General features: G+C 62.1%; 10 protein-coding genes. 3 read left to right on the top strand and 7 right to left on the bottom strand.

The window, feature by feature from the left end; genetic code table 11:
• The first annotated feature begins 101 nt into the window (after positions 1-101).
• Positions 102-1,892, top strand: a complete 1,791-nt coding sequence (gene aspS, locus A3AY_RS0119820; RefSeq protein ID WP_018327413.1) for an aspartate--tRNA ligase — start codon at positions 102-104, stop codon at positions 1,890-1,892.
• A 171-nt stretch (positions 1,893-2,063) separates the two neighbouring features.
• Positions 2,064-2,381 (top strand): DUF1236 domain-containing protein, encoded by a 318-nt coding sequence (locus A3AY_RS0119825; protein WP_018327414.1) that lies wholly within the window; start codon positions 2,064-2,066, stop codon positions 2,379-2,381.
• A gap of 68 nt (positions 2,382-2,449) precedes the next feature.
• Here the strand turns inward: A3AY_RS0119825 and A3AY_RS0119830 are convergent, their stop codons facing one another.
• A complete protein-coding gene (locus tag A3AY_RS0119830) occupies positions 2,450-3,643 on the bottom strand; it encodes a hypothetical protein (protein ID WP_018327415.1) in 1,194 nt (397 codons plus the stop codon).
• Positions 3,644-4,043: 400 nt separating this feature from the next.
• Between A3AY_RS0119830 and parC the strand changes: the two genes are divergently transcribed.
• Positions 4,044-6,320, top strand: coding sequence for a DNA topoisomerase IV subunit A (parC, locus tag A3AY_RS0119835; RefSeq protein ID WP_018327416.1), 2,277 nt, complete (start codon positions 4,044-4,046; stop codon positions 6,318-6,320).
• A gap of 15 nt (positions 6,321-6,335) precedes the next feature.
• Here parC and A3AY_RS0119840 read toward each other — a convergent pair whose 3' ends face one another.
• The 6 genes from A3AY_RS0119840 to hemB form a co-directional block, all read right to left on the bottom strand.
• Positions 6,336-6,560, bottom strand: a complete 225-nt coding sequence (locus A3AY_RS0119840) for an AbrB/MazE/SpoVT family DNA-binding domain-containing protein (protein ID WP_018327417.1) — start codon at positions 6,558-6,560, stop codon at positions 6,336-6,338.
• Positions 6,561-6,621: 61 nt separating this feature from the next.
• Entirely contained in the window at positions 6,622-7,533 is a 912-nt protein-coding gene (locus A3AY_RS0119845) for a DMT family transporter (protein ID WP_018327418.1), read from the bottom strand.
• Between the two features lie 10 nt (positions 7,534-7,543).
• On the bottom strand, positions 7,544-8,308 hold the full coding sequence (locus tag A3AY_RS0119850) for an arginyltransferase (RefSeq protein WP_026203632.1): 765 nt from the start codon (positions 8,306-8,308) through the stop codon (positions 7,544-7,546).
• Positions 8,309-8,484: 176 nt separating this feature from the next.
• The gene (locus A3AY_RS0119855) at positions 8,485-8,949 is read right to left on the bottom strand and encodes an RDD family protein (RefSeq protein ID WP_018327420.1); all 465 of its coding nucleotides are present in this window, start codon (positions 8,947-8,949) and stop codon (positions 8,485-8,487) included.
• Between the two features lie 86 nt (positions 8,950-9,035).
• A complete protein-coding gene (locus A3AY_RS0119860; protein WP_018327421.1) occupies positions 9,036-9,632 on the bottom strand; it encodes a class I SAM-dependent methyltransferase in 597 nt (198 codons plus the stop codon).
• 21 nt (positions 9,633-9,653) lie between these two features.
• The gene (gene hemB, locus A3AY_RS0119865; RefSeq protein WP_018327422.1) at positions 9,654-10,670 is read right to left on the bottom strand and encodes a porphobilinogen synthase; all 1,017 of its coding nucleotides are present in this window, start codon (positions 10,668-10,670) and stop codon (positions 9,654-9,656) included.
• Positions 10,671-11,262 lie beyond the last annotated feature (592 nt).

The following is an 11,262-nucleotide window of genomic DNA, read 5'->3' on the forward strand; positions in this document are numbered from 1 at the left end:
TTGACAAATCGGCCTCACCATGCGCTTTTCCGCCCGATTTTGACGCTGCCGCAGCGCGCTTTGGCGTGGCCGCGCGGCACCCATGGTTCCAGGATAATATGATGCATCGTTACCGCAGCCACACTTGTGCCGCTCTCAGCAAATCCGATGTCGGCCAGACCGTCCGCCTGTCCGGCTGGGTTCACCGCGTCCGCGACCATGGCGGCCTGCTGTTCATCGACCTTCGCGATCACTACGGCATGACGCAGATCGTCGTCGATCCGGACAGTCCGGCCTTCAAGACGGCCGAGACCGTGCGCGGCGAGTGGGTCATCCGCATTGACGGCCTCGTCAAGGCGCGCTCCGACGAGACCGTCAACAAGCACATGGCGACCGGCGAGATCGAGCTCTACGCGCAGGAGATCGAAGTGCTCTCCGCGGCCAAGGAACTGCCGCTGCCGGTGTTCGGCGAGCCGGACTATCCCGAAGACGTGCGCCTGAAATACCGCTTCCTCGACCTGCGCCGGGAAACGCTGCACCGGAACATCGTCAAGCGCACCCAGATCATCGCCGACATGCGCCGCCGCATGTCCGAGATCGGTTTCGCCGAATATTCGACGCCGATCCTGACGGCATCCTCGCCGGAAGGCGCGCGCGACTTCCTCGTTCCTTCCCGCATCCATGAAGGCAAGTTCTTCGCCCTGCCGCAGGCGCCGCAGCAGTACAAGCAGCTGCTGATGGTTGCCGGCTTCGACCGCTACTTCCAGATCGCCCCCTGCTTCCGCGACGAAGACCCGCGCGCCGACCGCCTGCCGGGCGAATTCTACCAGCTCGACCTGGAAATGAGCTTCGTCACCCAGGAAGACGTCTGGAACACGATGGAGCCGGTCATGCGCGGCGTCTTCGAGCAGTTCGCCGAAGGCAAGCCGGTGACGCAGGAGTTCCGTCGCATTCCCCATGAGACGGCGATCCGCACCTACGGCTCCGACAAGCCGGACCTGCGCAACCCGATCGAGATGCAGGCCGTCACCGAGCATTTCGCCGGTTCCGGCTTCAAGGTCTTCGCCAACATGATCGCCTCCAACCCGAAGGTCGAGGTCTGGGCAATCCCGGCCAAGACCGGCGGCTCCAGAGCCTTCTGCGACCGCATGAACGCCTGGGCGCAGTCGACCGGTCAGCCGGGCCTCGGCTATATCTTCTGGCGCAAGGAAGGCGAAAAGCTGGAAGGCGCAGGTCCGCTCGCCAAGAACATCGGCGAGGAACGCACCGACGCGATCCGCACCCAGCTCGGCCTCGATGATGGCGATGCCTGCTTCTTCGTCGCCGGCGATCCGGCGAAGTTCTACAAGTTCGCAGGCGAAGCCCGCACCCGCGCCGGCGAGGAACTGAACCTCGTCGACCGCGACCGGTTCGAGCTGTGCTGGATCATCGACTTCCCGTTCTACGAATGGCTGGAAGACGAAAAGAAGATCGACTTCGCCCACAACCCCTTCTCCATGCCGCAGGGCGGTCTGGAAGCCTTGAACACTCAGGATCCGCTGTCGCTCAAGGCCTACCAGTACGACCTCGTCTGCAACGGCTTCGAGATCGCCTCGGGTTCGATCCGCAACCAGCTGCCGGAAGTCATGGTCAAGGCGTTCGAACTGACGGGCAAGTCGGCCGAGGAGGTCGAGGAGCAGTTCGGCGGCCTCTACCGCGCCTTCCAGTACGGTGCCCCGCCGCATGGCGGCATGGCAGCCGGCATCGACCGGGTCATCATGCTGCTCGTCGGCGCCAAGAACCTGCGCGAGGTGACGCTGTTCCCGATGAACCAGCAGGCCCAGGACCTTTTGATGGGCGCCCCGAGCCCGGCAACGCCGGCGCAGCTGCGCGAACTCGCGCTGCGGGTCATCCCGACGGCGAAGAAGGACTGAGGTCTCCCGTCAATTTTGCGAGCTCGGAACCCGGCACTCCTGATTGCCGGGTTTTCTTTTTTGCGCAGGTTTTGATCAAGCCGCCGACCGCCCACGGGCTACGGGCACCAAAATTCGGAACTTTCTTGCCGCCACCGCTGTTGTTAACGCGTAGAAGCAAGGAGAAAGAGCATGCGCAAGACACTTCTGGCCGCCTCCGCGGTCTTCATGGCGATCACGGCGCCGGCTTTTGCCCAGGCCGTTGTCGTCGACCCCGGCATGACCAGTTCGACCACGGTGGAGCTTCCCGGCGAAGTTCGCACCTATGTCCTGCAGCGCGAGGTTCCGTCCGTCGCCTACGAGGGTGCCATCGTCGTCGGACAGCCTTTGCCAGACACGGTCCAGCTTCATCTGGTCGATGGGCACCCCGATTACGCCTATACCGTCGTTAACGAACGGCGCGTGATCGTCAATCCGCAAAACCGCACTGTGATTCAGGTTCTGGAATAGAGTGAAAACAAGAAAAGCCCCGGCCGCGCGGAAACGGCCGGGGCTTTTGATTATCCGGTTACAGGATATCAGTCGTTCGCCGTCACCTTGACGCCGAGCACGCTCGGCACCGTGTTAGGGGCGCCCATCGCCGCGCCGACGATCATCGGGAAGGGGACGGGCTTGGCCGGCTCGGCGCTGATGGTCAGGCTCTTCGGCGCGTCGAGATAGCTGTTGACGGCGGTCGAGACCTGGTTCTGCAATTCCGGCACGTTGAGCTGCGCCATCATCAGCGGCACCATGCCCTTGAGCGACTGGGCGAGCTGGTCGCCGGAAACGCCCTGTTGTCCACCGATATAATCCAGCACGCGCTTGGTGATCGTCGCGTCGTCGAAGCGGATCGAGGCGCTGTTGAAGGTCAGCTGCTGGACGAGACCCATCATTGCAAGGCCCATCGCCTGGTTGGCTTCTTCCTTGTTCGGATTGGCGGCCGCAGCCTTCGTCGCTTCCTGCATGGATTTCATGAATTCCATCGTATAGCCGGAAATATCGAAGGCGAGAGCAAGCCTGCCGACATTGGCGAAGTCGAAGGCGTATTCCTCCAGCGAAACATTGCCGGTGGCGACTTCCCAGCTGCCCTTCATCGTCACTTCGCCATCCAGCGTCTTCAGGCCGAGCTTTTCGATCGCATCCTTAGCCTTGGCGTCCTCGACATCCGAAAGATCGGCCTTGATGCCGGACAGCGTGGCGTCGAAATCGAAGCCGGCGTCGCTTTCCTGCTTGGTCAGATTGGCTTCGGATTCGGTAATCGCGAAGACCTGCTTGCCCTTGACGGTGACCGTGACCGGGCCGGTGCCGGCGGATTCGTAGAGAACGATATCGTTGATTGTGCCGCTCGACGGATTGCCGGGAATGGTCAGTCCGCTCATCGCGATGTCCTTGGCAGCCAAGGCAACGTCGTCTGCCTTGAAGTCGATGTCCGGCAGCGTGACCGTCTCGGCGTAGTAACCGCCGCCGTCTGTTTCCTCGACACCTTCGAGTGTCACTTCGCCGACCTTGAGATCCGTCTCCGGGGCTGCCATCGATTTGACGCTGACGCCGGAAAGCGTGATCGTCGTACCGTCCACTTCCACACCCTCATAGGCGATCGTCATGCCGTTCGAGGCATAGGCGGCATTCAGCTTGGCGACGAGGTCCGCGCCGTCGAGGGCGAAGGCCGGACCGGAAAGGCCGATGAAAGCGGCGCTCGCCAGCATCAGACGGAGATTGCGGGTATGCATCATGAGGTGATCCTTTGTTGGAAAGGTTTTGATTTGGAAGGCATTCCTAGTACGGATTGAGGCCGAAATATATTCGAATCCGTTGAGAGAGTCATGTCTTGGCGACATCGCTGTCCTGGCCGGAAACCGGTCTTCGAGGGGCAGCCACGATTGCTTGACGACAAGAGTAGCGGCTGGCGGGAACGCTGAACTTCAGCAGGCTGTGCATAGGCGTCCTTGTCTGGAATCGTTTTGACGGCGGCACTCGGCGCATAGCACGTCTGCAACCATATGTGGTAGCCGCCCGTGGCGCATTTTTGTTCTCCGGCGCGGCCGCCGCCGAGAGGGCTGCAGCCGTTGGTTCTCCACAGCGCAATGCCCTGCAATCCTTGCCGTTGCGGGTTTCTTGGGGTAGCAAGAAAGCATGGGACAAAGCCTTTTGCCGCCGTCGGGCGGAGACGATCATATTCTGCCTGTTGACCTCAAGGCGGCGCTCGAAGAGCGCTACCTTGCCTATGCGCTGTCGACGATCATGCACCGCGCACTGCCGGATGTTCGCGACGGCCTGAAGCCGGTGCATCGCCGCATCGTTCATGCGATGAGCGAAATGGGGCTGCGCTCCAACTCGTCCTTCAAGAAATGCGCCCGCATCGTCGGCGACGTCATCGGTAAGTTCCACCCGCATGGCGACCAGTCGGTCTATGACGCCCTGGTGCGTCTGGCGCAGGATTTCTCGCAGCGTTATCCGATCGTCGACGGGCAGGGCAACTTCGGCAATATCGACGGCGACAGCGCCGCCGCCTACCGCTATACCGAAGCGCGCATGACCGACGTGGCGAGCCTGCTTCTCGAAGGCATCGACCAGGACGCGGTCGACTTCCGCCCGACCTACAACGAGGAAGACCAGGAACCCGTCGTCCTGCCCGGTGCCTTTCCGAACCTTCTGGCGAATGGCGCCTCCGGCATCGCCGTCGGCATGGCGACCTCCATTCCGCCGCACAACGCGCATGAACTCTGCGATGCGGCGCTGCACCTGATCAAGAACCCGGATGCGACCATCGAAGACCTGATGCTCGATCCCAACAACCCCGAGCGGGGCGGGATCGAAGGCCCGGATCTTCCCACCGGCGGCATCATCATCGACAGCCGCGAGAGCATCATCGAAGCCTACAAGACCGGTCGCGGCGGTTTTCGCGTCCGTGCCAAATGGCAGGTCGAGGATACCGGTCGCGGCGGCTACCAGATCATCGTCACCGAAATCCCCTTCCAGGTGCAGAAGTCGCGGCTGATCGAGAAGATCGCCGAGCTGCTTTTGGCCCGCAAGCTGCCGCTCCTCGAAGACGTGCGTGACGAATCGGCCGAGGATGTCCGGCTGGTGCTGGTGCCGAAGAGCCGTTCGGTCGACCCGACGATCCTGATGGAATCGCTGTTCAAGCTGTCTGAGCTCGAAAACCGCATTCCGCTCAACATGAACGTGCTGTCGATGGGCCGCGTGCCCAAGGTGATGGCGCTGAACGAGGTCCTGCTCGAATGGCTGGACCATCGCCGCGAGGTCCTGCTGCGCCGCTCGCGCTTCCGGCTCGCCGCCATCGACCGCCGTCTCGAAATTTTGGGCGGCTATCTCATCGCCTATCTCAATCTCGATGAGGTCATTCGCATCATCCGCGAGGAGGACGAGCCGAAGCCCGCGCTGATCGCGCGCTTCACGCTCACCGACCTGCAGGCCGAATCGATCCTCAACATGCGGCTGCGCTCGCTGCGCAAGCTCGAGGAATTCGAGATCCGCACCGAATTCGACGCGCTGTCGAAGGAGAAAGCGGAAATCGAGGCGCTGCTTGCCTCCAACGACAAGCAGTGGCAGACCGTCGCCTGGGAAATCGGCGAGGTGAAGAAGAAATTCGCTAAGGCCACCGAGATCGGCCGCCGCCGGACGCTGTTCTCGAACGCTCCGGAAGCCGATCTGGAAGCGATCCAGCAGGCAATGATCGAGAAGGAACCGATCACTGTCGTCATTTCGGAAAAGGGCTGGATCCGGGCGCTGAAGGGCCACATCTCCGACGTCTCGACGCTGCAGTTCAAGGAAGGCGACGGCTTGAAGCTGTCGTTCACGGCCTCCACCACCGACCGCATCGTGGTCGTCACGACCGGCGGCAAGGCATACACGCTGGGCGGCGACAAACTGCCGGGCGGACGCGGCCATGGCGAGCCGCTGCGCATCATGGTCGACATGGAAAACGATCAGGACGTGCTGACCGCCTTCGTCCACGACCCCTCGCGCAAGCTGCTGATATCCTCGGCGGCCGGCAACGGCTTCGTGGTGCCGGAAACCGACATGGTCGCCAACACCCGCAAGGGCAAGCAGATCATGAACGTCGCCATGCCGGACGAGGCAAAGCTCGTCGTCCCGGTCAAGGGCGATCATGTTGCCATCGTCGGCGAGAACCGCAAGATGCTGGTCTTCCCGCTCGCGCAGATCCCGGAAATGGGCCGCGGCAAGGGCGTGCGTCTGCAGCGCTACAAGGATGGCGGCGTCTCGGACATCCGCTGCTTTGCAATCGCCGACGGCCTGACCTGGGCCGACAGCGCCGGCCGCAGCTTCACCAAGACCAGGGACGAACTCATCGAATGGCTGGGCGACCGCGCGTCTGCGGGCAGGACGGTGCCGAAGGGATTTCCGCGGAGCGGGAAATTTACGGGGTGATTTGCTGACGCGACGTTAGGAGTCGGCGAGGCGGCTTAGGGCGACCTTGTACTTCTCCATAAGATAATGGGCGGCTTCAAGCTGGCGTTCGAGGTCGGGATCAATTGCGCATAGACGTATGGTGTTGTCCGTTGCCGAGAGTTCAAGCTGGTCGCCGGCTTTCCATCCAAGCTTTCTCAGCAGCGCTTTTGGAATGACAACGCCTTCAGCATTCCCGATTTTCCGCACTTTGACTTTCATGCCTCACGCTCCAAAATCTCGTCGACTATGGCAGCGCCGTCTGCTGTAGGCATTCGTCGCCTCAACCCGTAAATGGAAACTCGGCAGCCGCATCCTTGTCACGTCCAGACTTCCTGCGCATCTGCCATATCGAATGCCCGATCAGCGCCAGGATCAGGATCGCGCCGCCGATGAGCGTCTGGACGGTCGGGACCTCCTCAAAGACGATCCAGATCCAGATCGGGGCGAGGATGGTCTCGAGCAGGTAGAACATGCCGACTTCCGGGGCGGAGAGATAGCGCGGGCCGGTGGCGAGGCAGAAGAAGGCAAGCGGAATCATGACCAACCCGTTGAAGACGATCCAGCCGGGATGGGCGATCGCCAGGCCCTCGGACGGCGACAGGAGATAGCCGACGATGCCAGGGAAGATGGCGGTTGCGAGCGGCACCAGGCCCATGTCCCGGCCGCTCGCCCGGCTGACGGTGATGGCGGACGCGAGCAGCAGCGCCGAGCAGACCGCCATGGCATCACCGAAGAAGTTGCCGCTTTTCAGGCCGTCCTGGACGATCAGCCCGACACCGAACACCATCACGGCCATCGTCAGCAGGGTGGCATTGGAAGGTCGTTCCTTGAGGAAGATCCAGGACAGCACGGCTGCGAACATCGAGGTGAACGCGACGAGGAAGACGACGTTGGCGGTTGCCGTGTTGAAGACGGACAGCAGGAAGGTGAAGGAGGCGAGACCGTAGAACAGGCCCGCGGCAAGGCCGGCCTTGCCCGGCACCAGCGCGATCTTGCGGCCGAGAAACTTATTGAGCACGACCCAGGCGAGCAGCGCCACCGCGAAGGTGGAGAGGCTGCGGACCGCAAGCAGCGACCAGACTTCGCCGTCGGCGGAGCGGATCAACGGGATATCGAAGGACAGGGCAAGGCCGCCAACGCCGGTGATGAGAAGGCCGCGGCGGTGGTGGGCGGCATCGATGGTTTGGCTCAAGATTCAGTCCCTATGTGGTGGCTGCACTCTCGCCTGTATAGCGCTCCCATCCGCGGGCCATAAGGTGCTCCTGCGGCAGAAACTTTGTCTTATAGTCCATCTTGCGCGATCCCTTGACCCAGTAGCCGAGATAGACATGCGGCAGGCTGCGGTCCTTCGCCTTGCGGATATGGTCAAGGATCATGAAGGTGCCGAGCGAGCGGTGCGACATGTCCGGGTCGAAATAGGAATAGACCATCGACAGGCCGTCGGCCATCTTGTCGGTAAGGGCGGCCGCGATCAGCGGACCCTTGGCCTTGCCGATACCGTCGCCTTCGACCTTCAACCGGTATTCGATGATCTTGGTGTTGACGTGGGTGTCCTCCACCATCATCGCATAGTCGAGGACGGACATGTCCGACATGCCGCCCTTCTGGTGGCGGTGGTCGAGATAGCGGCGGAACAGGCTGTACTGCTCGCTGGATGGCTCGGCCGGATATTCCGCCGAAACCACGTCACTGTTGAGAGCCAGGATGCGCCGCATTGAGCGGGTGGGGGAAAACTCGCCGGCGATGATCCTGACCGAGATGCAGGCCCGGCAGGTTTCGCAGGCCGGGCGATAGGCGATGTTCTGCGAGCGGCGGAAGCCGCCCTGGGTCAGGAGATCGTTGAGTTCGGGTGCCCGCTCGCCCACCATGTGGGTAAAAACCTTCCGCTCCATCTCCTGCGGCAGATACGGGCAGGTCGCCGGTGCGGTCAGGTAGAATTGTGGAGACGGTGCAGTTTGCGTGTTCATATGCTGCGGAGATCGCTCTTCGTGGCCGCTTCGAAAACATTAGCATGGCGCAAGATTGAAAAAGGTCAATCGCGACTTTTTGAGCAATAGGTCGCAATGCGCTAAATCTGTGTTTTCAGCTGTTTTCGCCGGGAAGGCGGGCGGGGGCACCGCTCGCCACCCGTCGCAAGGGCGAATCAGTAGAGGTCGCGACGCACCGTCACGGTGCCGATCAGAAGGTCGTGCAGCAGGCGGCCGCGGTCGGTGAAGAGGCCGATCAGCAGGACTAGCGGCGTCAACAGCGCGTTGGCGATCCAGAAGATCACCAGATGCACGATGGCGGTCAGGAAATCCATCGGCCGGCCGTCGGTGCGGGCAATCGCGATGCCCATCATGTTCATGCCGGGCGAGGCCTGTTTCACGCCGCCGACGGTGAGGCCGAAATAGAGCATGGCGAGACCGGCAAACAGCACGGGATAAAGCATGAAGCCGAGCCCGAGCGTCAGGATGCCGAAGAAGAAGACGACGACCGCTGCCGGAATCCACAGGAGCGCGACGATGGCATAGTCGATCACGAAAGCGATGACGCGGCGGCTCAAAACACCCTGATAGGCCCGCCAGTCATTGCTCGGGATACGCAAATTTTCATCCTGCACAGTCATGGCCGTTCTCCATCGTCAACAGCCAGGGATATGGGGAGCGCGGGCCAAAAATGCAAATGGCGGGTGAAAATAACGGCAAGGCCGGGTCATGCCGAGCGGATTGCGGTTACGTGCAGCCATTCCGTTTTTTCGCCGTCGTAACCACCGCCGATATTCTCGTCGATTTCGAAGCTCCAGCCGAGCGGTGCATATTGCGAGATTAGCCAATCGCGAGACGGATAGTTGTAGTAACGCTGAAACCGGTCGCGGCCGTCCGCCATCCCCGCCTTGTAGCTGGCGTAGAAGATGCCGTCTGGCTTAAGGGCGCGATGAATGCGGAACAATACCGCGGCCAGTTCCGGCCTTGGGACATGCAATAAGCAGGCATTCGCCCAGACACCGTCATAGATGTCGCGCTCTTCCAATTGATCAAACGGAAGAACAGCAACCGGTCGTCCCAGCAATTGTTCTGCCTGCTTGGCCATTTCCGGGGAACCGTCGGTCGATGTCACGTCGAAACCGCGCGTCAGCATGACAAGGCTGTCCTGCCCGCCACCGCATCCCAGTTCGAGAATTTTCGCGCCGGCAGGCAGCGCCGCAAGGAAGGGATCGAGGCGTTTGCTCTTCGCTGCGCGTGCCTGCAGCGCATAAGTATCCGCTTCAGCGGCGTAAAAGTTCAGGGTCTCGGCGTCCAGGCTGCGCACAGTGTCCCTTTCGAACGCCGGCTACTGCCGCTTCGCCAGAATGCGGGCGACGTCCATGGCGAAATAGCTGAGGATGCCGTCGCAGCCGGCGCGCTTGAAGGCGAGTAGGGTTTCCAGCATGACGCGCTCGCCGTCGATCCAGCCGTTGGCGGCGGCGGCCTTGATCATCGTATATTCGCCGGACACCTGGTAGGCGAAGACCGGCAGGCCGAAGCTTTCCTTCATCCGCCAGCAGATATCAAGATAGGGCAGGCCGGGCTTGACCATCAGCATGTCGGCGCCTTCCTCGACATCGAGGGCGGCGTCGCGCATCGCCTCGGTGCCGTTGGCGGGGTCGATGTAATAGGTCTTCTTGTCGCCCTTCAGGAGCCCGCCGGTGCCGATTGCCTCGCGGTAGGGGCCGTAGAAGGCGGAGGCGAACTTGGTGGCATAGGACATGATGCCGACATCCTGGTGGCCGGCCGCGTCGAGCGCCCGGCGGATGGCGCCGATGCGGCCGTCCATCATGTCGGAGGGGGCAATGATATCGGCGCCCGCCTCGGCCTGCATGACGGCGGCCCTGGCGATCTGCGCCACCGTCTCGTCGTTGACGATCTCGCCGTCACGCAGGATGCCGTCATGGCCGTGGCTGGTGAACGGATCGAGCGCCACGTCCGTGATGACGCCGATGTTCGGCACGGCCGTCTTGATCGCCCGCGTCGTCTCGTTGATCAGGTTGTTGGCGGCAAGGCTGTTGGAGCCGGTCTCGTCCCTGAGCGACATTTCGATGTTCGGAAAGGTGGCAAGGGCAGGGATGCCGAGGTCGGCGGCTTCCCTTGCTGCCTCGACAGCCTTGTCGACGCTCATGCGGCTGACGCCGGGCATCGCCTCGATCGGCTCGACGATGCCGGAGCCCGGAACGACGAAGATCGGCCAGATCAGGTCATCGACCGTCAGCCGGTTTTCCTGAACCATCCGGCGCGTCCAGTCGGCCTTGCGGTTGCGGCGCATGCGCCGGTGGCCGGTGATGAGGTCAACAGGGTTGGTCTTGTCGGTCATGTCGGTCGTCTTTCGGTCGTTCGTGTGGGTGGTGGCGGTTTATCATGCGGCACGGGCAAAGGAAAATGGTTGAGGTGCGGCACGTTCACTCTCCCCCGCAAGGGAGTTTGGCGCGGCCTCAACGGCCTTTATCCACGCCCGGAAAATCCGTCGTGGGTTTGCTTGATGTTTACTTGGCCGGGGCGCTGGAAAGTGCCGATGACTAAGTAATTTTATATGACGCCTTCCAGCGCCCCGTTCAGTGTTGGTCGACGGGCAACTCCGGTTTCTCTGCGGGGATGGCGGCACCTTTTTTCGGTACAGGGTGACGCTCGACTGATGCCGGATTGCTCCAGCATCGACGGCGCCACGAAAGGAATTGCTCGTCGCAAGCCCAGTCGCCGGTCCTGATGTGTGCCTCACAGGCACGCCCCGTCCTGTTTCAGACGAGAGGGAAACCATTTTCTGCCGGTCCACCGGGCAAAGGCTCACGTCCTTCCTTAACCCGGCACCGGTCCCGCCTCGCCGCGACGCCTCGCGGGGTAGCCGATGACGGAACGCCACGATCATGGCACAGGTTTTCGGGGCGGGGATCAGCGGGGAAACTGCGGGG

The sequence above is a fragment of the Rhizobium giardinii bv. giardinii H152 genome (assembly GCF_000379605.1).
GTDB classification, from domain to species: domain Bacteria; phylum Pseudomonadota; class Alphaproteobacteria; order Rhizobiales; family Rhizobiaceae; genus Pararhizobium; species Pararhizobium giardinii.

Excerpts from the sequence above, each read along its gene's own strand:
- aspS (WP_018327413.1), top strand. The coding sequence starts at position 102 with ATGCATCGTTACCGCAGCCACACTTGTGCCGCTCTCAGCAAATCCGAT.
- A3AY_RS0119825 (WP_018327414.1), top strand. The coding sequence starts at position 2,064 with ATGCGCAAGACACTTCTGGCCGCCTCCGCGGTCTTCATGGCGATCACG.
- A3AY_RS0119830 (WP_018327415.1), bottom strand. The coding sequence starts at position 3,643 with ATGATGCATACCCGCAATCTCCGTCTGATGCTGGCGAGCGCCGCTTTC.
- parC (WP_018327416.1), top strand. The coding sequence starts at position 4,044 with ATGGGACAAAGCCTTTTGCCGCCGTCGGGCGGAGACGATCATATTCTG.
- A3AY_RS0119840 (WP_018327417.1), bottom strand. The coding sequence starts at position 6,560 with ATGAAAGTCAAAGTGCGGAAAATCGGGAATGCTGAAGGCGTTGTCATT.
- A3AY_RS0119850 (WP_026203632.1), bottom strand. The coding sequence starts at position 8,308 with ATGAACACGCAAACTGCACCGTCTCCACAATTCTACCTGACCGCACCG.
- A3AY_RS0119855 (WP_018327420.1), bottom strand. The coding sequence starts at position 8,949 with ATGACTGTGCAGGATGAAAATTTGCGTATCCCGAGCAATGACTGGCGG.
- hemB (WP_018327422.1), bottom strand. The coding sequence starts at position 10,670 with ATGACCGACAAGACCAACCCTGTTGACCTCATCACCGGCCACCGGCGC.